Genomic DNA, 21,586 nt, shown 5'->3' on the forward strand with positions numbered 1-21,586 from the left:
CCGCCCCCGTCCGCCGCCCGGGCCCGGCCGGGCCCACCAGCCCCACGACCCCCTCGGGCCCCTCAGGCCTCCTGGGCCCGGCCGAACCCTCAGGTCCCACCGCCCCCACGGGCTCCGCACGTCCGGCCCGCCCCGTAAGCTCGGGCCCCGTGCAGGGGACCGGACCGGACACCACGTCATGGCCGCGCCGTGCGGCCGGAGTTCTGCTCGGCTGCCCGAGCGCCGCCATCGGCGCGCTGTACCTCCTGCTCGCCGCCACCGCCCTCGGCCCGTTCCTGCTCTGGCCGCGCACCCGCCCGTACGCGGTGCCGGGCCTGCTGTCCGGGGCGCGCCGCCTCGCCGCGCTCGAACGGGCCCGGCGCAGCGCCTTCTTCGGCGACCGCTTCCCCCGCCACTACCGGGCGGACGACCGCAGGCTGCTGCGCTACCTGGCGGTGCGCAGCGGTGGCGGACTGGTCGCCGGGGTGGTGCTGGGGCTGCTGGTCTTCGGGCTGGTGCTGGCCGTGCTGCTGGTCGGCGGGGTGGTGCGCGGCTCGCTGGGCTGGGAGGAGCTGGCGACCCAGGTGCTGCTCGGCGGGGTGCTGCTCTTCCTCGCCGTGCAGGGCCTGTTCTCACTGGCCGCGCTGGACGCCCGGCTCGCCCGGGAGTGCTTCGGACCGTCCGAGGCCGAGCTGCTGCGCCGCCGGATCGCCGAACTCGCCGACAGCCGGGCCGCGGTGGTGCGGGCGGTGGACACCGAGCGGCGGCGGATCGAGCGGGACCTGCACGACGGCGTGCAGCAGCGGGTGGTGGCGCTGGCGATGCTGCTCGGCCGGGCGCGGCGCGGCCTGGACCGCGACCGGGACCCGGAGCGGACGGAGGCGCTGCTGCGCCAGGCGCACCGGGAGGCGCAGGGGGTGCTGACCGAGCTGCGCGAGGTGGCCTGGCGGGCGTACCCGTCGGCGCTGGACACCCTGGGGCTGGAGGAGGCGCTGGGCGGGGTGGCCGAGCGGTGCGCCGTCCCGTTGCGGCTCCGCTACGACGTGGCCGGCCCGCTGCCCGGACCCGTGCGGACCGCGGCCTACTTCGTGGTCTCCGAGTGCGTCACCAACGCCGCCAAGCACTCCGCCGCCTCGGCGGTCTCGGTGCGGGTCGAGCTGACCGCCGGCCTGCTCACCGTACGGGTGGAGGACGACGGCGGCGGCGGCGCGGACCCGGCGGGCAGCGGCCTGACCGGCCTGCGCGGGCGGGTCGCCGCACTGGACGGTACCCTCCACGTCCACAGCCCCGCCGGGGGCCCGACCGTCATCACCGCGGAGCTGCCATGCGCGTGACCCTCGCCGAGGACTCGACCCTGCTGCGGGAGGGCCTGGTCCGCCTGCTCGCCGAGGAGGGGCACGAGGTGCTGGCCGCGGTCGGGGACGCCGCGGCGCTGACGGCGGCGGTGGCGCGGCAGCCGCCGGACGTCGTGGTGGTGGACATCCGGATGCCGCCGACCCACACCGACGAGGGGCTGCGGGCCGCGGTGGAGATCCGCGGGCGGTGGCCGGACGTCGGCGTCCTGGTGCTCTCCCAGCACATCGAACGCGGGTACGCGGCGCAGCTGTTGGCCGCCGGTGCAGAGCGGGTCGGGTACCTGCTCAAGGACCGGGTGGCCGAGGTCGACGAGTTCCTGGACGCGCTGGTGCGGGTGGCGGCGGGCGGCGCGGTGATCGACCCGGAGGTGGTGCGGCAGCTGGTGGTGCGCACCACCCGGACCGACCCGCTGGCCCGGCTCACCCCACGCGAGCGCAGCGTGCTGGAGGCGCTCGCGCAGGGCTGGACCAACGCGGCGATCGCCCAGCGGCTGCACGTCTCGTCGAGCGCGGTGGAGAAGAACCTCAACGCCGTCTTCGACAAGCTGGAGCTGCCCCGCACCACCGACTACAACCGCCGCATCCTGGCGGTGCTGCGCTACCTCGGCGGGTAGGACGCCGCTCGGACACCCCGCGCCTCAGTGGTGCCAGGCCTGCCCGCCGGTGTTGTGGATGAACCGCTGGAGGACCTTGAGCGCGGCCAGGTACTCCTCGTCGGAGATGCCCGCGTGGCGCTCGGCCCACAGCTCGTCCTGAAGGGCGGCCGCCTCGTCGAAGAACGCCCGGCCCTCCGGGGTGAGGCCGAGCCGGCCCGCGGCGGACTCGGTGACCCAGCCGCGCTCGACGGTCGCGTCGATCTCGGCGCCCAGGGCCTCCGGCCCGGTGTCCAGGTAGTCGCGCAGGACGGCGGAGACGTCGTCCCGGGTCCGCGGCTGCTCGGCCCGGGCGAGCTGGGCGAGTACCCACCACTGCGGCTGGGTGGTGCCGAGCTCGGCCAGCGCACCGTGGGTGCGGCTGACGACGGCCTTGTAGGCCGCCCAACTCCAGTAGCCGATCGGCTGCTTGACCAGTTCGGCGTCGCTGTGCGAGTACTCCACGGCCCGGACCTTCCCCGTCCTCGTCGACCGCCCTTCCGGCGGCCGCTCCGATACGGACGACGATAGGAGTTCAAGTCGGCTTGAGGTCAAGCGCGGCCCGGGCGGGCGGGGCGGCCTCGGCGGGCCGGGCGGGCCGTGGCGGCTATTCGGCCGCCACGGCGGCCGGGGTCCCGCCGGTGACGGCGAGCAGCTCCCGGTAGGTCATCGGCACGACGGTGTGCGGGTGCCCGGCGGCGGCCCAGAGCACCTCGTACGCCTCGAGCGCCGTGTCGACCACGGTGCGCAGCCGCGCCGGGTGGCCGGTCGGGGCGACGCCGCCGATGGCCTGGCCGGTGGCCTCGCGGACCTGGGCGGCGGTGGCGCGCTCGATCGGGCCGGTGCCCAGCTGCGCGGCCAGGTGGGCGGTGTCGACCCGGTGGGCGCCACTGGTCATCACCAGCAGTGGCGCTCCGTCGCAGACGAACACCAGGCTGTTCGCGATGGCGCCGACCTCGCAGCCGAGCGCGGCGGCGGCCTCGGCGGCGGTGCGGGCGGAGTCGGGCAGGACGCGGATCTCGCCGGGGACACCGGCCGCCGCCAGCGCTTCGGCGACGGCCTGACTGCGGATGGGGAGAGAAGAGGTCATCGGCCCATCATGCCGTCCGGGCCGACGGCGGCCCGCACCGAGCGGCGCGCCCGCGGATGCCCGTCGACGCCCGCAGATGCCCGTCACGCCCGCGGATGCCCGTCGACGCCCGCGGACGTACCGGCTCCGCCCGCGGAGCGTCTTCCGTCGGTGCGTCACACACTTTTCACACCACGGCCATCCACCGGCCGCGCGTCTGGTCGACACTGTGTCGAGCAAGTCCGGAAGCGCCTGCTCCGCATACGTACGGTCAACGACCGGGTGACATTGTGTCCACCGCGTGCGCAAGCACGGCTCAGGCGGCGAACGGGTTTTCACTCCAATCACACGGTACGACTAGTATCGCTTCGTCAAAAATCCCGTGCCCGGACGGCCCGCCCCTCACCGGCCGGCCGCCAGCCCCAAGGAGTCAGCTCTGCGCGCGCGTGCGAATCGGCGGCCCCCGACGCCGAAGGGCCCCCGCAGGCGTCCACGCCTGTCCCTGCGGACGGCGCTGCTCGTCCTGGCCGTCGTCCCCAGCATCGCCCTCGCCGTCCTCTGGGCGGTCACCAGCGGCGAGACCGTCTTCGACTTCCAACGGCAGGCCGCCCAGGGCCTGCTGGCCCAGAAGGCCGGACAGCCGTCCAACATCGTCTACTACAACCTCCAGGAGGAGCGCCGGCTCAGCGCCGAGGCGCTCGCCCGGCCCGGCGCCAACGCCGACCAGCTCCGCCGCCAGCGCCAGCTGACCGACGAGGCGGTGCGCCAGTTCCAGACCCTCTCCGGCGAGACCGCCGACAGCGCGCCCGAGGAGGTGCGCACCGCCGTCACCGAGGCCCGGCAGGCGATGGGCAGGCTGGCCGAGCAGCGCGCCAACGTGGACCGCGGCTCCGTCGACCAGCAGACGGTCTACACCTACTACACCGACCTGATCGCGGTGGACCTGCGGCTGTTCACCGCACTCAGCCACGTGGACACCGGTGAGGTCACCTGGATCTCCAAGACCCTGGTCAACGCCTTCTGGGCCAAGGAGATGATCGCCCGCGAGGACGCCCTCCTCGCCCGCGGCTGGCCCACCGGCCGGCTGAGCACCGCCGACCTCCAGGCCGTCCAGCAGACCATCGGCGCGCAGGACCACCTGCTCACCGTCCAGGTCCTCCCGTACATCCCGGAGGGCGAGTCGGCCGCCTGGCGCGAGCTGATGAACAGCCCGGCCTGGCAGGCCAAGGCCGCCGTCGAACAGCAGCTCACCAAGCCCACCGCCGCCGAGGCCAACGGCACCGTCAGGCTGCCCGCCGCCCAGGAGCAGTGGCGACAGGCCCTCGACCAGCTCAACCCGCCGCTGGTCAAGGCCCTGGAGACCCGCACCAGCGGCATCGTGGACGTCGGCAAGGGCACCATCATGGACCTGCTCGTCCGCGTGGTGCTGACTACCGTCATCGGCCTGATCACGGTCGTCGCGGTCGTCATCGCCTCCTGGCGCCTGAGCCGCTCGCTGCGCCGCCGCATCAAGGACCTGCACACCCAGGCCGAGGAGATGCGGCGCACCCTGCCCGAGGTGGTCGACCGGCTCGGCCGCGGCGAGCAGGTGGACGTCGAGGCCGAGAGCCGCACCATCACGGCCGGCTCGCACGGCGACGGCACCGACGAGCTGGCCCGCCTCGGCCAGGCGCTCGACCTGGCCCGCTCCGCCGCCCTGGAGGCCGCCGTCGGCCAGGCCGAGCAGCACCGCGGCTTCGAGCGGCTGCTCCAGCGCATCGCCCGCCGCACCCAGCTGCTGATCGGCCGCCAGCTGCGCAAACTGGACGAGCTGGAGCGCCGGCACGACGATCCGGAGGTCCTGGAGGGCCTCTTCGACCTCGACCACCTCACCGCCCGCCTGCGCCGCTACGAGGAGAACCTCGTCATCATGGCCGGCGGCCAGCCCCAGCGGCGCTGGCGCAAGCCCGTCCCGCTGCTGGACGTGCTGCGCGCCGCGCAGGGCGAGGTGCAGGACTACCGCCGGATCTCGATCGACATCGAGGGCCACCCGTGGCTCTCCGAGCGGGCCGTCGGCCCGGTGGCGCACGTGCTCGCCGAGCTGATGGAGAACGCCACCACCTTCTCCAAGCCGCCCACGCCGGTCGAGGTGCGCGCCGCCATGGTCGGCCGCGGGCTCGCGATCGAGATCGAGGACCGGGGCCTCGGCATGGACCCGGAGCAGTACGACGCCGCCAACGAGCTGATGAGCCGCCCGCCACGCACCGACGTGCTGGCCCGGGCCGACGACATCCGCCTCGGCTTCCACGTGGTCTCCCGGCTGGCCTCCCTGCACGGGCTGAGGATCGAGTTCCGCCCGTCGGCCTTCGGCGGCACCCGGGTGGTCGTGCTCGTCCCGGACCAGCTGGTCATCGAGGGCGACACCGGACTGCCGGACGGCGCCGGCGGCACGGCCACCGAGCCGATCCCCCTGGTGCGCCGCTCGCGCCGGGCGGTGCGCTCGGCCTCCGACGAGACGCCCGCCCCGGCGCCGGCCGGTCCGCCGGTCGCTCCGGTGGACTCCTTCGCGCAGGGTGACTTCGCGCCGCAGGCCGCTCCGGTGCCGCTGTCGGCGCCGGAGCCGCTTCCGGCGCCGACTCCGCCGCAGGCCCCGGTTCCGGAACCGGTGGCCCTGCCGGTGCGGGTGCCGCTGCGGCTGCCCCGGGCGGACGCCGGGGCGGGCGACGGGCCGGCCGACGGGCCGGAGACGACGCTCCAGGACGTCCCGGTGCCACCGGCGCCGTTCCCGGCGGAGCAGCCGTTCGCCGCCGAGCAGCCCTACCCGGGCGGGCAGCCGTACGCCGCTGAGCAGCCGTACCCGGCGGAGCAGCCGTTCACCGCCGAGCAGCCCTACCCGGGCGAGCAGGCGTACGGCTCCGAACCGCCGTACGCCGGTGAACCGCCGTACGCCGCGGAGCCGTCGTACGGGTCAGGACCGTCCTACGGCTCGGAACACCCCGTCCAACCGGAGCAGCCCATCGAGCACAGCTCGCCGGCCGACCCGGCGCCCGCCCCGGACGCCCCGGCCTACCCGGACATCGCCTACGCCCGGGTCACCGAGGCCGAGGCGCCGTACGCCGACGAGCAGTACCGCCCGGCCGACCACTACCGGCTGGCCGAGCGGCGCCAGCCCCGGGAGTACCGGACCTCGGTGCCGTTCAGCCCGGCCGAGGGCGGCCAGCCCCCGCTGCCGCAGCGCGTCCGGCAGGCCAGTCTGGCGGCCGAGCTGCGGGTGCCCCCGCCCGCCCAGCCGCAGTGGGTCGGGCGGCCCGCCGAGGACGCCACGCCCGCGGGCCCGTTCCAGCGCGCCGAGCGCCCGGTGCGGCGCTCGGGTGCGGCGATCGGCGCCTTCCAGCGCCAGTCCCGCGCCGCCCGGGCCCAGGACAGCGGCGAGCACCCGCTGCCCGCCACCTCGCCGGTCACCTCCCCCGCCCCCGCCGACCCCCCGGCTCCCGCACCCGCCCCGTCCCCCTGGGCCCTGCCGGCCGCGGAGTCCCGAACCACACGAACGGATGACCAGTCATGAACCGCACGATCGCCACCCACCAGGACCTGGACTGGCTGCTGGACGGACTCGTCGACTCGGTGCCCGGGACCAGGAACGCCGTCCTGCTCTCCGACGACGGTCTCGTGGTCAGCCACTCCCGCACCATCGAGCGGGCCGACGCCGAGCGCCTGGCCGCCGTGGCCACCGGTCAGCAGAGCCTGGCCCGCGGGGTCGGGGCGCTGTTCGACGGCGGTCCGGTGCACCAGGTGATCGTCGAGCTCGCCGAGTGCTGGCTGTTCGTCATCGCCGCCGCCCAGGGCACCCACCTGGCCGTGGTCGCCTCCCAGGAGGTGGACGCCGAGGTGATGTCGGTCGCGATGCACACCCTGGTGCAGCAGGTCGGCCAGAAGCTCACCACGCCGGTCCGCGACGACGCCGCCGGTGCCCCCGGCGCCGCTCCGGCGTCCTTCGACGCCTTCGCCGCCCGGAACCGGGGCTGACCGGGGTGGAACCGTACGGGAACGACGCCTGGGGGGACGGCCTCGACGACGGCCGGCAGGCCGACCCGGGGGCCGGCCCGCAGCCGGCCGCGCGGTTCGGTCGGGACGACGGCGGGCGGCGCGCCGCGGTACCGCACTGGAGCGAGCTGGAGGAGGACGACGCGGAGGACGGGACGGGCAGCATGGTGCGCCCGTACACGATCACCCGTGGCCGGACCGCGCCCGAGCGCGACGACCTCACCCTCATCACCGTGCTCACCACGGTCGAGGAGGAGGCCGACGCGGCCCTGGCGCGGGGCAGCCGCGCCGGTGCGCGCGGCCTCCAGCCCGAACACCGGCTGATCCTCGAACGCTGCCGGCGCCCGATCGCCGTCGCCGAGGTGTCGGCGGGCCTGGACCTCCCGGTCTCGGTCACCAAGATCCTGCTGGGCGACCTGGTCGCCCAGGGCCTGCTGAAGGCCCGGGCACCGCTCTCGGTGGCCCGGGCCGCCGGGGGCGTGGACCTCGGCCTGCTCACGGCCGTACGCGAAGGACTCCGGAGACTCTGAACATGGCAACGCCCCACTCCGCCACCGACCACCCCGCCGCCGCCCCGGCCGCCGTCAAGATCCTGATCGCCGGCGGCTTCGGCGTGGGCAAGACCACCCTGGTCGGCTCGGTCAGCGAGGTCACCCCGCTGCGCACCGAGGAGTACCTGACCCGGGCCAGCGTCGGCGTCGACGACCTGTCCGGCGTCGACCAGAAGACCACCACCACCGTCGCCCTCGACTTCGGCCGGATCACCGTCAGCCCCGAGCTGGTCGTCTACCTGTTCGGCACGCCCGGCCAGGAGCGCTTCTGGTTCATGTGGAACGACCTGGTCAACGGCGCCCTCGGCGGGATCGTCATCGCCGACACCCGCCGCCTGGAGACCAGCTTCGCCTCCATCGACTTCTTCGAGAGCCGGGGCATCCCGTTCGTGGTCGCGATCAACTGCTTCCACAACACCAACACCCGCACCTCCGACGAGATCCGGGCCGCGCTCGACCTCGACCCGCAGGTGCCGATGCTGCTCGGCGACGTGCGCGAGCGCGCCTTCGGGCGGGACCTCCTGCTCGCCCTGGTCGACCACCTGATGGACCTCGCCGCGGCCCCCGCCGGCTGAACCGGCTCCGGCCGGACCCCGCCGCCCCCTCGCACCACCCCGTCGCACCACCCCTTCGCACTCCCCGAACCGCCTGTGAACCCCCCTTCGGAGCACCCCTCATGAGCAGATCCCTGCGCGTCCTCGTCAACGGCGGCGGCATCGGCGGCCTGACCCTCGCCACCGCCCTCGCCAAGCGCGGCCACCAGGTCGACGTCGCCGAGCTGCGCGAGCAGTTGGAGGCCCTCGGCGTCGGCATCATCCAGCCGTCCAACGCCCTGCACGTGATGCGCGAGATCGGCGTCCTGGAGGACTGCCTCGCCGTCGGCTTCGAGTGGGAGGTGCTGACCATCTGCGACCCGGCCGGCGCCACCCTCGCGCGGATCCCGCAGCCCCGGATGGGCGACGCCCCCGCCAACAACGGCATCCCGCGCCCCGCGCTGGCCCGCGTGCTCGCCGACGCGGCCGCCGCGGCGGGCGTCACGGTCCGCTTCGGCACCACCATCGGCACCCTGTGCGAGGACGCCCACGGCGTCGAGGTCGCCCTCACCGACGGCCACGTCGGCCGCTACGACCTGGTCGTCGGCTTCGACGGCATCGGCTCGCCGCTGCGCCGCCACCTGTACGGCGACAGGTACCTCCCCGAGTACACCGGCTTCGCCAACTGGCGTGTCACGCTGCCGCGTTCGCCCGAGGTGCAGGGCGTGGTGATGTCCTCCGGCAACCTCCGGGCCAAGGCCCTGCTCACCCCGATCAGCGCCGAGCGGATGTACCTGGGCGCGGTCTTCGCCGAGGCCGAGGACTTCCGCCCGGATCCGCAGCGCGCCCACGAGCAGCTGCGCGAGCGGCTGGCCGGCTTCGGCGGCCCGGTCGCCGAGGCGCTGGCGGGGGTCACCGACCCGGCCGCGGTGGTCTACTCGCGGATCTCCCAGGTCACCGTCGAGGAGCCCTGGCACGTCGGCCGGATCGTCCTGGCCGGCGACGCCGCCCACGCCTCCACCCCGCACCTGGCCCAGGGCGCCGCGATGGCCGTCGAGGACGCCCTCGTGCTCGCCCAGAGCCTGGACGCGGCCGACGGCGTCCCGGCCGCCCTCGCCGCCTGGGAGGAGCGCCGCCGCCCGCGGGCGATGTGGGTCCAGGCCCTGTCCCGGGCGATCCTCAAGCAGGAGACGGGCGCGCCGACCACGCCGGAGGAGGACGAGCTGCTGAAGGTCGGCATCCCCGGCGCGGCGCACGTCCTCGTGCAGCCGTACTGACGTCCTCGCCGTCCTCGCCGTCCCGACGTCCCGACGGCTCCGGAGGCCGGCGGACCCGGCGGAGCGCCGAAGCGCTCCGTCGGGTCACCAGATGCCGGCCAGCTGCAGCACCCGGTAGCCGAGCCAGCCCGGCAGCACCAGCAGGACGGCCAGCCACATGCCCACCAGGTCGGCCTTCCGCGTGGCCAGCTGGGCCCGGTAGGCCATCGTGCGCCGTCGCCGTCCGGTGGCCGCCAGCGCGGTACGGATGGTGTGGGCCACGTGCACCGTGGGCGTCTCCACGGTCCTGACGCCCGAGCGCGCCATCCAGACCCGCAGCCCCCTGCGCTCCTGCACGGGTAGGGCCCTGGGCATCCAGTGCCGGTCGAAGACGACGACGGCACCGACCCAGTACTTCCCCGTCGCCACCTCCTCCGGCAGCAGCGGAGTGGGCAGGTCCTCGTTGAAGCGGGCGGCCAGCTCGGAGCGGCCGGCCGGGACCAGCAGGATCAGCTTCTCCGGGGGCTGGGTGGCCCGCGCCCGCTCGATCTCCCACCGCAGCCCCTCCCCGTGCCCGAGCCGCAGGACGATGAGCTGGGAGAGGTCCATCAGTCGGCCGACGGTGCCCTGCCAGTCGTCGAGCGGCAGGTAGAACCGGGCCGCGCCCAGCAGCGGCAGCGGCTCGCCCGGCCGCCCCACCGCGATCACGGGGCCCACGACGGCCAGTGCGGCGGCCAGTTGCTCCTCCCGGGTGTGGAGGGTGAGGTCCGCCCAGTCGTCCACCCGCGCGGCGGTCTCGTCGTCGTCGAAGCTGCGCAGGTAGAGCACGGGGTCGCGACCGTCCCGCAACAGGGCCTGGGCCGCCCCGCGGACGGCGAGCGGACGGGTGCGGCGCAGGACCAGGAAGCCGGCCCCCGCGGCCGCCACACCCCCCACCAGCACCGCGACCGACGCTTCCAGGGTCATGCGGTCGCCCCGCTCCGAGACCGCGACGGCCAGGATCCCGCCTCCGAACAGCACGTACCCGGCGGTGTTCGCCACCCGGACGGTCCTCCGCCACCGCGGCTGCCGCGCCTCGTACTGGTTGACGAGTCCGACGAGTTCCACCACCCCGGCGCGGCGGAGGCGCCGCAGCCACAGGGCGGGCCCGAGCAGCACCAGGGCGACCGCCCCGAGCAGCACGGCGCCCACCCTGCTCACCCCCACGTCCTGCCCCATGCCGACGTTGACCAGCAGGTGCAGTGCCGCATAGGCCGAAGCGATCGCACCCACCGAGATCCACCGGGCGAACATCCGTAGCCGGGACGACACTTCAGCCCACCCCCCTGAACCGCTTGAGCAGGACGCTTCAAACCGATACCGCATCCGACTGATCGTCATGCGTATTCGACCGATAACGGTTTGGAGGCGAACACCCGGGCGGAGGCGCCCTTGTGCCCGCACGGCCTCGCGGTACAGGCTGGCGGCCGTCCCGACCGGTCGACGCCCTGGGGGTACGGTGCCGTCCCTGTTCCGCATGCTCGACCTGCACGAGGCCGTGGAGCGCGAACGGCGGAACCCGGGCGGCCGGCTCTTCGTCTCCGACTACAACGGCGGGCACCCGTACGTCGCCGACTACCTGGGCCCGCTCGCCGACACCCCGCCGTACCTGCTCGGCGACGTCACCCGGTACTCGGCGATCGACGAGGACAACGCGCTGCGGGCCAAGATCGCCCGGCTGCACGGCGAGTACGACGACGTGGAGCACGGGCCCGGCCGGGTGATCCCGGCGGGCGGCTCCAGCAGCCTGCTCGGCACCTTCTGCACCTGGCTGCACCTGAGCGGCGTACGGCGCGTCCACTACCTGCCGCCCGTCTACTACAAGTTCGCCTACCTCTTCCGGAGGTTCGGCATCGAGCCGGTCCGGGTGAGCGAGCTGCACGCCCAGCAGCCGGGCTTCGCACCGGAGCTGCCCGACGAGCGGACGGTCCTGCTGCTCACCGACCCGCTCTGGTACGCCGGTCGGCCCGTCCCGGCCGAGGTGCTCAAGCGGATCGGCGAGTGGCAACGGGCCACCGGGTCACTGGTGTTCGTGGACGGCACCTTCCAGTACCTGCGCTGGGACGGCGGCCGGCGCGAGGAGAGCGCCGCGCTGCCGGCCGACCTCACGCTGCGGCTGGTGTGCCCCACCAAGTACTTGTCCATCCACGGCTACCGCTGCGCCCACCTGCTGGTCCCCGAGCACCTGCGGGAGCCGCTCGCCGACCTGCACCTCAACCTGCACGGGGACGTCACGGTCGCCGACCGCCTGTTCGCCCACCGCGCCGCCGACCTGATGCTCGGCGAGGAGGGCAACCGGCGGCTGGTCGAGCACATCCGGGCCAACCACCGGCGGATCCTCCGCAGCGGCGCGCTGCGGGAGTGCGCGCCGGTGGACACCAGCTACTTCCTGTTCGCCCGGACCGCCGCCCCGGCCGACCGGCTGCTCGCGCTCGACGAGCGCTACTTCGAACTGACCGGCCACGAGGGGTTCGTACGGATCAACCTGCTGAACGAGGCGGCACTGGACGGGTTGACGGCGCTCGCGCGGTGATCTCGTCGCGCCGGTCCCACACCGCCTTGGAGATCCGGGCGAGCAGCCGGGCCGCCGGGTCGGTGCGGTCCGTGCCGTCGGCGAGCGGGCCGGTGTAGCAGACGGCGATCAGGTAGGGCGGGCAGTCGGCCGACTGGACGAGTCCGACGCTCAGCCGGACGCCGGGGAACCAGCCGTTCTTGAAGGCGATCCGGGTGTTGGCCGGGAGGCCTGCGGCCAGGTCGACCCGGAAGTCGTTCTGTTCGAGGAGCGCGAGGAGTTCGGGCTCGCCGGCGAGCGAGCGCAGCAGGCGGACCAGGTCGTGGGCGCTCACCCGGTTGTGCACGCCCCGGGCGCGCGCCGCGTAGTCCTCGATCCCGCGCGGGGTGGCGCTGCGGGTGGCCCCGGCGCGCCGCCAGACGTCGGCGACCGCCTGCTGGGTGGTGCGGGCCAGGCAGAGGTTGGTGGCCAGGTTGGAGGAGTGGGTGATCATCCGCTCGGCGAGGAGGCGGAGCGGGACGTGGGTGCCCAGGAGCTCCCAGGGCAGGGGGTCGCTGTCCCAGTCCGGGTCGTTGCCGAACTCGCCGCCCACGACGGACTCGAAGCGGTTCACCACGGGGACCTCGGCATCGAGGTTGACGCCGCTGCGGCAGAGCGCGGCCAGCACCGCGACCTTCATCGTGCTCGCGGCATCGTGGAGTTCGTCCGGGTTGTGGACGAACACCGGCTTCGAGTCGCCCGTCCAGGGGGCCACCACCACAGAGAGCATGGGGGAAGCGTAGGGGAGGTCGGGGCCGGACCCCGGCTGTTGCGGCGGACGACACGAACGCCCCGAACCGGCGGGGGCGGCGCGGCCGGTCAGCCGCCGGGCGGCAGGGCCGCGGGCTTGCGCAGCAGCCACTGGCCGGCCGTCCGCCGCGACTGCCGTACGACGACGCGGCCGTGGACCTTCTTGCCGACCAGCTCCACCCGCAGCGTGACCGGCGTCCCGGCGTCCGGGCCCCGGCGGTTCCTGACCTTGCTGAAGGCCAGCATCAGGCCGTCGGTGTCGACCACGATGCCCGGCCTGGTGATCAGTGTCAGGGTCTTGCCCTGCATGTCCAGGTCGATCAGCAGGGTGTCCCGGGTGATCACGGCCTGGGTGAAGTCGAGGGTCACCTCGCACCACTGCACGGAGAGTTCCAGCCTGCGCGGCACCACCCAGCGCCCCTCCCGCCTGACCGGGCTGAACCCCTGCTGGATCCGGACGACGTCCTTGGGCTCCGCCACCACCCCGCCTGCGGCGACCGACACGGCCGGCAGGTCGGCGGTGAGGTCGGCCAGCTCGCCGACCGTCCGCGCCGACAGGGCGGCCTCCACGCGCTGGTCCAGTTCGTCCGAGGTCAGCCGGCCGTCGCCCGCCGCGACCCCCAGCAGCTCGACCACCCGGTCCCGGTCCTCGTGGGAGGCCCGCATCGCGGGCTGCGCGTCACGGCCGGCCGGCTTCCCGGCGGGCGAGATCTCTCCCGGCATTCTTCCCGTCCTGAACTCGACGAAGGTGTGCGCGCCGTACGGTCGGCGGCACGGACCGGAACTCACGATATATCGCGATAGGGGTTCCCGCCAGACCCGTTCAGGAGGGCGTGCCCGCCGCGGCGCGCGGACCCACCGGCACGGGGATGCCGCCGGCGGCGCGACGAAGCGCGGAGCGGGAAGTCGGCGGGGCCGACTTCCCGCTCCGCGGGCCTCCTCCGGGATCAGTTGACGAAGTAGCTGAACCCGACGGTCGCCGCGGACATCCCGGCCGCGATCTGCCGGGTCAGCGCTCCCTGACAGTTCGCCGCGGCGTACACGTCGACCGTCGCGTCCGTGAGGTTCTGGACGAGGACCGGCGACAACGTCGGGTAGCACCCCCGTGCCGGGTTCTGCTTCGCGACACCGTTCACCACCAGGGTCCCCGTCGCTGCCTGGGCGGGCACGGCGGACGCGAGCACTCCGGCGGCGACCAGCATCCCGACCACGGCGATTCGACGACGCATGGCTGTTCTCCTTTCCGAGGGCGCACAACGGGTGACGGCGCCCTTCGGGGCCATGGATTCCCCCAACGTCCTGTCCATGCCAGAACACCCGCCGCAATCCCCCGAACCGACGCAGCGGCCGGCCCGAGCCGCACCCGTCGGCCGCACCCGCACCGCGGCCCCGCTCCGTCCCGAGGGGCGCGCCCTACCGCCGCAGGTGCCGGCTCACGTCGCCGACCAGGGTGATCCGCACCCGCCGCTCCACGAACCGCCACCGCCCGTCCTTCCCGCGCGCGAAGCGGTCGTGGTACCGGCCGGCGGCGACGGCCTGCAGCGGCAGCCCGGGCAGCGCCTGCAGCACGGTGACGTACGAACGGGCGGTCGCCGTCCCCGCCGGCTCGTCGACCTCGACCGCCACGTTGCTGGTGACGTGCTGGGTCCGCGGAGTGCCGTCGGCGTACACGACGATCGTGTCCCGGAACATCGCCTCGATCGCCTCGCCCCCGCGCACCGGTCCGCCGCCGCCGACGAAGACGGCGTCGGCGAGCAGGACGCCGAGCCCCGCGAAGTCGCCGTCGTCCACGAGTTCGGCGTAGCGCGCGATCAGGTTCTCGATCGCCCGGTGGCTCGGCACCGGATCGACGGACGCGGACATGTTCCCCCCTGGGGCCGGACGGCGGTCGTACCCCCCGACCCTCCCACGCCCTGCCGGCGGGCGGGAAGAACCGCTGGTGGGCCCGGCCCCCGGCGGCTACCGGCCGGGTGCGGCGGCCAGCCGGGATATCTCGGCGGCGACGGCCTCCGGCTCGGCGGCGACGGTGACGCGGGCGACGCCGTCCAGACCCGGGTGGGTGCCGACCCGCACCGAGTGGTGCGCGTTGCGCAGCAGGTCCAGGTCGTTGATGTCGTTGCCGAAGGCGTTGTACGCCTCGATCCCCAGCGAGGTCAGCGCCTCCCACTTGTTGGTGGTGCCCGGGGCGAAGTCGATGATCGCCTCGTCGAGGTGGTGGTTGACGGTCATCCCGAGCGCACGCCCGGCCTCGGCGAGGCCCGCCAGGTCGGTCGCGTCCACCACCAGGAACTTGACGACGGCGGGGAGTTCGGCGAGCTCCACCCGGCGGGCCAGGGCGCCCTGGTCGACCCGGCCGCGGATCGGGTGGTCGGCCGGCCCGGTGTAGGCGTAGTCCCACGGGCCGTCGGCGAGGTAGCCCGCCCGGAACCGCTCCGCCTCGGCCAGCAGCCGGCCGAGTTCACCGGACTCGAACGCGGCCCGCGCCCGCACCCGGCCGTCCACGGAGACCAGGCTGCCGTTGCCGCCGATCAGTGTCGCGGTGGGGAAGGCCCCGTCGAGGACGGGCAGGAGGTCGCGGACCGGCCGGGCGGAGGCGAAGACCAGCTGGTGGCCGGCCCGCTCGCAGGCGTCGAGGGCCGCGAGGATCCGGGTGTCGATCGTCCGCCCGTCGAAGCAGAGCGTGCCGTCGATGTCGAAGACCGTGGTGCGGGCGCTGGAAGTGATCACCGGTTGATCGTATCCAGCCGGTGCCGTACACGATCCACCGCCCGGCACCGCCCCGCGGAAGGCCCTGGAGGTGGGCGGCCATCGGCTCGGCGCCCCGGCGCGGAGCCCGCGGTGGTCGGCCTCGTCGTAGTCGTCGCGGGAGGCGTCGTACGAGTCGCGGGAGCTACGGCTACCCGGGCCAGGCGGCGTACCCTCCGTCGGCGGCGACCCGGCGCCGCAGGAACCGGCGGAGGGGCCCCGTACCGACGATGGGTCAGCTGTGCTGCGGGGCGGGCTGTGTCGCCGGGCCCGCGAGCAGCGGCCACTCCCGGTGGACGGGCGGCAGCGGCAGCTTGCCCTCGATGACCGGGGTGCCGAAGACCTTCAGGTGGGCGAGCAGCGAGCCGTTCAGATCGACGCCGCCGACCAGCGACCAACTTCCCCGCACCTGCGGCGGATTGCCGGAGGAGTCGGCGACCAGCGAGCCGTCGGCCTGGGCGCGCAGGTAGGGGGCGACGGCGGTCTCCACGCCGACGGTGTCGTACAGGCCGACGCTGATCTCGGCGCCGAGCGCGGACCGTACGCCCGCCTTGCCGTCGAGCCGCAGGTGCACCGGGGTGACCTTGGTCTCGGCACCGGTGACCGGGGTCCAGCCCTTGCCGCCGGTGTAGTCGGCGCGCATCGCCCAGGTGCCGGTGACGTCCTGCTCCGCCTCCAGGTGGACCTGGCCGTCGGCGCTGACCTCCAGGTAGCAGGTGAGACCGAGGTTGACGACCACCGGCAGGCCGGCGACCGTCAGGACCGGGCTGGCCTGCAGCTTGGCGAAGGGCACCCGGATCGGTGCCGCACCGGTGCTGCGGCCGGCGTCGCCGGTGACCTTCCACCGGGCGTGGGCGCCGAGGTCGAAACCGATCGAGGCGGTGCGCGGGCTGCCCGCCGCCGCGCCGTGGTAGGCGAAGTGGACGGCGGGGTGCAGCTGGAGCGAGCCGGACGCGTCGAGGGTGGCGCCGTCCGGCAGCGGGACGGGGGCCTTGACGTCCACCTCCAGGGTGCCGGAGGCGTCGGCCCGGACGCCGTCGCCGCTCAGGCCGGCGGTCGCCTTGAGGTCCTTGACCAGCGGGGTCACCGTGATGCCGCGCGGGTCGACGGGGACGTTGCCGTCGGCCTCGGTGCCGCCGAGGAGTTCAGCCAGAGTGGCCGGACGGGTGGTCAGGGCGAGCGTGTCGCCCGTGCCGGGACGGACGCCGGTGACGGCGACCAGCGCGCCCTGCGGGGCGGCGGCGGTGGGCGGGCTGGCGATCAGCTGCCCGGGCTGAACGACGGCGGCCGCAGCGGTCGGGACGGCGCCCGGCGAGGCGGCGGCCGGCGGAGCGGCGGCCGAGGCGGCGGCAGACGGCGGAGCGGCGGCCGGGGCCGTGCCGGCGGGTGCAGGGGCCCCCGCCGCCGACAGCACCGCCGTGCCGCCCGCCGGGTCGTACGCCGTCAGCTGGAGGTTCCTGGTGGCCGCCGCGACGGCGCCACCGTCCTTGCCGGGACCGCCGATAGCGGCCTGCCGGTCCCCGGCAGGCGCGGCGGTGACGGCCGCCCCGCCCGGGGTCGGACGGCCGGTGGCGGGGGTGCCCGCCTTGGCGCGCGGGGTGCTGCCGGCGGGCGGCGCGGCGGCCGCCGGGCGGCCCCCGGCGACGGTCGGGGCCGGGTCGGCGACGGTGGCGGCGACCGGTGCGGCACCGCCCCGGGAGGAGCCGGGGCTGGTCGGCCCGCACGCGGCGGCCCCGGCGAGGACGAGGGTGAGGACGGCGGGACCGGCGGCCCTGCCTATCGAGCTCCTGAACACGCGGCGTCATGTTACTGACGGGGAATAAGTTTGTCGAAGACCGGCCAAAAACCAGGTCTGTGCGGGTTTACCCGCAGGTCATCCCGGTTGGCCGGAGCCGGATCACCCTGCCCGGCCGAGCCGCGCCGCCGGCAACGGCGCCCCGTCCAGCACGCCGGCCCCGCCCCCGCCCGACAGCTCCGCCAGGTAGCGCGAGCGCGCCATCGGCTCGGCCCCGAGGCTCCGCACGTGCGGCCCGTCCCACTGGGCGTCGAGCAGCCGCCCGCCCGCCGCGCCGAACCGCGCCCCGAGGTCGGCGACGGCGACCCGGGCGGCGTCCGGGCGGCGGTGGAACATCGAGTCCAGGCTCAGCACCGGGCCGACCGCGACCCCGAACACCCCGCCGATCAGCTCCTCCCCGTCCCACACCTCCCCGCTGTGCGCCGCCCCCAGCTCGTGCAGCCGCAGCAGCGCCGCCGCCAACTCCTCGGTGATCCAGGCCGGTTGTCGCCCCCCGGCGCAGGCCGCCAGCACCTGCCCGAAGGCCCGGTCGGCGCTGGTCCACCAGGAGCACCGGTTGCGCAGCCGCCGCGCCAGCCGGCTCCCGAGCCGTACGCCGTCGGGCGCGATCACCGGCCGGGGGTCGGGCGACCACCAGGCCAGCGCGTACGGGTCGGCGTCGCCCGGCAGCAGCGCCACCTCGCCCGCCTCGACGGCGTCCCCGTACACCGCCTCGTTGTAGGCGCTCGCGTACACGTCCGCCGCCGGCAGCGGGAACAGCCCGCGCCGGTACGCCGCCAGCAACTCCCCGGCCGTGAGCCCGCCGAGCGACCCGCCGAAGGCCACCGGACCGTCTCCGGGGCCGAGTCGGACGTCGAGCGAGTCGAAGACGGTCACGGCGCCGCCGCCCGCAGGTACCCCTCCCGCTCCAGGCCCGCCAGGTAGTGGTCGATCAACCCGGCGTCCACCGGCGGCAGTTCGACCCCGCTCCCGGCCAGCGCCGCGTCCGCGTCGGCCCGCTCGAACAGCGGGAACGTCGGCCGGAAGTACATCTCGCTGATCGACAGCTCCGACCCCGGCGCGCGGTCCACGAACAGCGGGACGAACGGCGCGATCGGGTGCGTCGGGTTCCCGGCGGCGAACCGGACCAGCCGCTGCACCCACTCCCCGTACGGGAGTCGGGCGATCCGGTGGCCGCGCGCCCGCAGCCGCTCGGCGAGGTCGGCGAGGACGCCCGGCCGAGGGGAGGTGAGGTGGTAGACCTCGCCGGCGGCGGGCGCGTGGGCGGCGATGTGGGCGATTGCGCGGGCGAAGCGGTCGGCGGGGACGAAGTCGAGCAGCAGCCGCACGTCGGGGCAGGTACCGCTGTCGGCCAGGTAGGCGATCAGCGCGCACAGTTCGGTACCGGTGTTCATCACCCCGTCCGCGAGGTCCCCGGTGACGTCGTTGGTGCGCAGCACGGTGACCGGCAGCCCGGCGGCGGCCGCGTTGTGCAGCAGCTGTTCGGCGACCCACTTGCTCTCGACGTAGCCGACGCCGAGCCGTTCCGGGTGGGCGAGCGGGGTCCGCTCGGTGACCTTGGCGACGCCCGCCGCACCGAAGCCGGCCAGCACGGCGAGGGTGGAGAGGTAGTGCACGGGGATGCCCCGGCTGTGCCCGGCGAGGCGGACGACCTCCCGGGTGCCGCCGACGTTGGCCTGCCGCAACTGGTGGTACGGGTAGAGGAAGTTGACCTGCCCGCCGAGGTGGTGGATCGCGTCCAGGTGCTCGGCCAGCCAGTCGAACCTGTCGTCCGTCAGCCCGAGCCGGGGCCGGGTGAGGTCGCCGACCAGCGGGACCACCCGCGGGTCGGCGAGGTCGTGCCGCAGGAAGCGCTGCTGCGCCGCCCGCAGCCGTTCCAGCGCGTGCTCCCCGTCGGGCGCGCGGACCAGGCAGTGCACGCGTGCCCGGGTGGTGGCGAGCAGCGCGTGCAGCAGGTGGGCGCCGCAGAAGCCGGTGGCGCCGGTGAGCAGGATCTCGGCGGGGTCGGCCCGGGAGGGGGCGGGGCTCCAGGACTGCCGGAGGTCCTCGGTGAGCCGGGCCTCCGTGAACCAGTCGACGCCGGTCTCCCGCACCACGGGGGCCGGGGTGCGCGCGGCCCGCAGCGCCCCGGCGAAGGCGCGCAGGACGGGATCGCGCAGCAGTGCCCGGGTGAGCGCCCGCACCTGTCCGACGTCGACGCCGAACATGATCCGTGCCCGCGCCAGCATCTCCATCGCCAGCAGTGAGGTGCCGCCGAGCGCGAAGAAGTCGCCGTCCGCGCCGACGTGTTCGACGCCGAGCAGCTCCGCCCAGAGCTGTCCGACGGCCGCCTCCACCGCCGCCGCTCCGGCCGGACCGGGCGGGGGGGCCGGCTCCGGGGTCGGCTCCGCCGGGCGCTCCGGCGGTCCCGCCGCCGGTCCGGGCGCTGGGCGCACCGGCGCCTGCGGCAGCCGCCGCCGGTCGATCTTCCCCGCCGCCGTGAGCGGCATCGCCTCCAGCGGCACGAACTCGGCCGGCACCAGGTACTCCGGCAGCCGCTCGGCGAGGAACGCCCGGAGCGTCCCGGCCCCGCCCGCCGCCCCGGCGGCGGGCGTGTAGTACGCGGTGAGCGTGCGGCTGCCGTCCGCCGCCTCGCCGTCGGCCGCGACCCGGGCCTGCCGGACGTCGGGGTGGGCGGCCAGGACGGCTTCGATCTCGGCCGGGTCCACCCGGTGCCCGCGCACCTTCACCTGGTCGTCGAAGCGTCCGAGGATCTCCAGCCGCCCGTCCGTGCGCCATCGCCCGGCGTCGCCGGTGCGGTACATCCGCTCGCCGGGCAGCGGCGCGTACGGGTCGGGCAGGAAGGACTCGGCGGTGAGCCCGACCTGCCGCCAGTAGCCCCGGGCCAGACCGGGCCCGCCGAGGTGGATCTGCCCCTTCTCCCCGGGCCGGACGGGGCGCAGCCGGGCGTCCAGCACGTGCACCCGTACCCCGGGCAGCGGCCGTCCGATCGGTACGGGTGCGGCGGCGGTGCCCTCCGCCCCGCCGAGCAGGTCGGCCGTGACCTCGCAGAGCGTCGAGGTGACGGCCGCCTCGGTGACGCCGTACGCGTTGAGCAGCCGGGTGCCCGGCAGCCGCTCCAGGCAGCGCCGGCAGTCGTCGGCGTGCACGGCGTCCCCGCCGACCACCACCAGCCGCAGCCCCCCGGGGCCGGGCCCGCCGGGCGGGAGCAGGTCGAGCAGGTGGTGCCAGTAGGCGGGGGTGAAGTCGGCCACGGCCAGGCCCAGCCCGGGCAGCCGGCCGGCCAGCTCGGTGGGCGCCCAGGTGCCGCCCGCGCTCCCGCCGCCGCCCAGCACCACCGTGGCACCGGCGAGCAGCGCGCCGAACACCTGCTCCAGCGCGGTGTCGGAGCCCAGCGCGGCCAGTTGCAGGACGCGTTCGCCGGGGCGCAGCCGGTAGGCGTGGACGATCCGGTCGAGAGTGAACAGCAGCGCACGGTGGGTGACCGGGACGCCCTTGGGGCGGCCGGTGGTGCCGGAGGTGTAGATCAGATAGGCGAGGTCGTCGGGGACGGCGCCGCCCCCGTCGGAGAGCCTCCCGGCCTCCGGGGGCTCCCCGGCGGACGGGACCTCGCCGGGAGGCGGGACCTCCCCGGCCGCGCCGCCCTCCGGCCCGAGCACGGGCACCCGGGGCGTCCCCGGGAACCCGTCACCGTCCGCCACCACCACCCGCGCCCCGCAGTCCTCGATCAGCCGGGCCAGTCGCCGCCGGGGGTGCGCCGGGTCCAGCGGCAGGAAGGCCCCGCCGGCCTTGAGCACGGCCAGCCAGGCGGTCACCAGGCCCGTCCCGCGCTCCAGGCAGACCGGCACCACCTGCTCCGGGCCGGTCCCGCGGGCCCGCAGCGCGGCGGCCAACCGGTCGCTGCGCAGGTCGAGTTCGCGGTAGCTCAGCGTGGCGTCGTCGGCGACGACGGCGGCCGCCTCCGGGTCGTGCGCCGCCCGCGCGCGGAACAGTCCGTGCACCGTGTCGGCGAATCCGGCCACCGCCCGCCGTACCGGGGTCCCGTCGGGGAAACCCAGTTCGGCCGGGCGCCACTCACGTTCCACCCAGTCCCGGCAGTCGGCCCGCCCGGCCGGCCCGTGGACCTGCCACCAGCCCGCCGGGACGGTCAAGTCCCCCGGCCAGATCGCGTACTGACCGTCGTCGTTGCGGACCACGGCGTGACGGCCGGAGTTCACATCCGTTCGTACGCCCCGTGCGCTGTCTACTGCGTCGTCCACCGGCTTGACCTCGTGCTGTGGCGGCAGAATGCTTGGGAGTGCGACATTT

19 protein-coding genes are annotated in these 21,586 nt (G+C 75.3%); 8 read left to right on the forward strand and 11 right to left on the reverse strand.

Features of this window, described 5'->3' with window-relative positions; genetic code table 11:
- The first annotated feature begins 149 nt into the window (after positions 1-149).
- The gene (locus tag ACIQI7_RS16780; RefSeq protein ID WP_401110176.1) at positions 150-1,313 is read left to right on the forward strand and encodes a sensor histidine kinase; all 1,164 of its coding nucleotides are present in this window, start codon (positions 150-152) and stop codon (positions 1,311-1,313) included.
- The gene (locus ACIQI7_RS16785) at positions 1,304-1,948 is read left to right on the forward strand and encodes a response regulator (protein ID WP_401110179.1); all 645 of its coding nucleotides are present in this window, start codon (positions 1,304-1,306) and stop codon (positions 1,946-1,948) included. The genes ACIQI7_RS16780 and ACIQI7_RS16785 overlap by 10 nt, the downstream gene beginning before the upstream one ends.
- Before the next feature lie 24 nt (positions 1,949-1,972).
- Here ACIQI7_RS16785 and ACIQI7_RS16790 read toward each other — a convergent pair whose 3' ends face one another.
- Positions 1,973-2,431, reverse strand: a complete 459-nt coding sequence (locus ACIQI7_RS16790) for a MarR family winged helix-turn-helix transcriptional regulator (protein WP_401110182.1) — start codon at positions 2,429-2,431, stop codon at positions 1,973-1,975.
- Positions 2,432-2,573: 142 nt separating this feature from the next.
- Positions 2,574-3,056, reverse strand: a complete 483-nt coding sequence (locus ACIQI7_RS16795; protein WP_401110185.1) for a YbaK/EbsC family protein — start codon at positions 3,054-3,056, stop codon at positions 2,574-2,576.
- Positions 3,057-3,417: 361 nt separating this feature from the next.
- On the opposite strand from ACIQI7_RS16795, the gene ACIQI7_RS16800 reads away from it, so the two are divergent.
- The 5 genes from ACIQI7_RS16800 (at position 3,418) to ACIQI7_RS16820 (ending at position 9,419) form a co-directional block, all read left to right on the forward strand.
- Positions 3,418-6,579, forward strand: coding sequence for a nitrate- and nitrite sensing domain-containing protein (locus tag ACIQI7_RS16800; RefSeq protein WP_401110187.1), 3,162 nt, complete (start codon positions 3,418-3,420; stop codon positions 6,577-6,579).
- Positions 6,576-7,040 (forward strand): roadblock/LC7 domain-containing protein, encoded by a 465-nt coding sequence (locus tag ACIQI7_RS16805; RefSeq protein WP_387757502.1) that lies wholly within the window; start codon positions 6,576-6,578, stop codon positions 7,038-7,040. The genes ACIQI7_RS16800 and ACIQI7_RS16805 overlap by 4 nt, the downstream gene beginning before the upstream one ends.
- A gap of 5 nt (positions 7,041-7,045) precedes the next feature.
- Complete coding sequence (locus ACIQI7_RS16810) at positions 7,046-7,588, forward strand: DUF742 domain-containing protein (protein ID WP_401110191.1); 543 nt, start codon at positions 7,046-7,048, stop codon at positions 7,586-7,588.
- 2 nt (positions 7,589-7,590) lie between these two features.
- Positions 7,591-8,184 carry a GTP-binding protein gene (locus tag ACIQI7_RS16815; protein ID WP_401110193.1) on the forward strand — a complete coding sequence of 198 codons (594 nt, stop codon included), beginning with the start codon at positions 7,591-7,593 and terminating at the stop codon, positions 8,182-8,184.
- Positions 8,185-8,285: 101 nt separating this feature from the next.
- Positions 8,286-9,419 carry an FAD-dependent monooxygenase gene (locus ACIQI7_RS16820; protein ID WP_401110195.1) on the forward strand — a complete coding sequence of 378 codons (1,134 nt, stop codon included), beginning with the start codon at positions 8,286-8,288 and terminating at the stop codon, positions 9,417-9,419.
- A gap of 84 nt (positions 9,420-9,503) precedes the next feature.
- On the opposite strand, the gene ACIQI7_RS16825 is transcribed toward ACIQI7_RS16820, so the two are convergent.
- Positions 9,504-10,670, reverse strand: a complete 1,167-nt coding sequence (locus tag ACIQI7_RS16825; RefSeq protein ID WP_401110197.1) for a transferase — start codon at positions 10,668-10,670, stop codon at positions 9,504-9,506.
- Between the two features lie 244 nt (positions 10,671-10,914).
- On the opposite strand from ACIQI7_RS16825, the gene ACIQI7_RS16830 reads away from it, so the two are divergent.
- Entirely contained in the window at positions 10,915-11,970 is a 1,056-nt protein-coding gene (locus ACIQI7_RS16830) for an aminotransferase class I/II-fold pyridoxal phosphate-dependent enzyme (protein ID WP_401110200.1), read from the forward strand.
- On the opposite strand, the gene ACIQI7_RS16835 is transcribed toward ACIQI7_RS16830, so the two are convergent.
- From ACIQI7_RS16835 to ACIQI7_RS16870, 8 genes are all read right to left on the reverse strand, one after another.
- Positions 11,918-12,718 carry a serine hydrolase gene (locus ACIQI7_RS16835; protein WP_401110203.1) on the reverse strand — a complete coding sequence of 267 codons (801 nt, stop codon included), beginning with the start codon at positions 12,716-12,718 and terminating at the stop codon, positions 11,918-11,920. The two genes, ACIQI7_RS16830 and ACIQI7_RS16835, sit on opposite strands and share 53 nt — an antisense overlap.
- 89 nt (positions 12,719-12,807) lie before the next feature.
- Entirely contained in the window at positions 12,808-13,461 is a 654-nt protein-coding gene (locus ACIQI7_RS16840; RefSeq protein ID WP_401110206.1) for a DUF1707 domain-containing protein, read from the reverse strand.
- A gap of 224 nt (positions 13,462-13,685) precedes the next feature.
- Positions 13,686-13,967 (reverse strand): hypothetical protein, encoded by a 282-nt coding sequence (locus tag ACIQI7_RS16845; protein WP_401110208.1) that lies wholly within the window; start codon positions 13,965-13,967, stop codon positions 13,686-13,688.
- Positions 13,968-14,151: 184 nt separating this feature from the next.
- Entirely contained in the window at positions 14,152-14,601 is a 450-nt protein-coding gene (locus tag ACIQI7_RS16850) for a nuclear transport factor 2 family protein (RefSeq protein ID WP_401110211.1), read from the reverse strand.
- Positions 14,602-14,697: 96 nt separating this feature from the next.
- Complete coding sequence (locus ACIQI7_RS16855; RefSeq protein ID WP_401110214.1) at positions 14,698-15,465, reverse strand: HAD hydrolase family protein; 768 nt, start codon at positions 15,463-15,465, stop codon at positions 14,698-14,700.
- A 253-nt stretch (positions 15,466-15,718) separates the two neighbouring features.
- Positions 15,719-17,278: a hypothetical protein gene (locus ACIQI7_RS16860; RefSeq protein WP_401110216.1), complete on the reverse strand. Its 1,560-nt coding sequence runs from the start codon at positions 17,276-17,278 to the stop codon at positions 15,719-15,721.
- 102 nt (positions 17,279-17,380) lie between these two features.
- A complete protein-coding gene (locus ACIQI7_RS16865; protein ID WP_401110218.1) occupies positions 17,381-18,154 on the reverse strand; it encodes a leucyl/phenylalanyl-tRNA--protein transferase in 774 nt (257 codons plus the stop codon).
- The gene (locus ACIQI7_RS16870) at positions 18,151-21,495 is read right to left on the reverse strand and encodes an amino acid adenylation domain-containing protein (protein WP_401110221.1); all 3,345 of its coding nucleotides are present in this window, start codon (positions 21,493-21,495) and stop codon (positions 18,151-18,153) included. Before ACIQI7_RS16870 ends, ACIQI7_RS16865 begins: the two co-directional genes overlap by 4 nt.
- Positions 21,496-21,586: the final 91 nt, after the last annotated feature.

It is taken from the genome of Kitasatospora sp. NPDC092039, assembly GCF_044756065.1.
Classification (GTDB): domain Bacteria; phylum Actinomycetota; class Actinomycetes; order Streptomycetales; family Streptomycetaceae; genus Kitasatospora.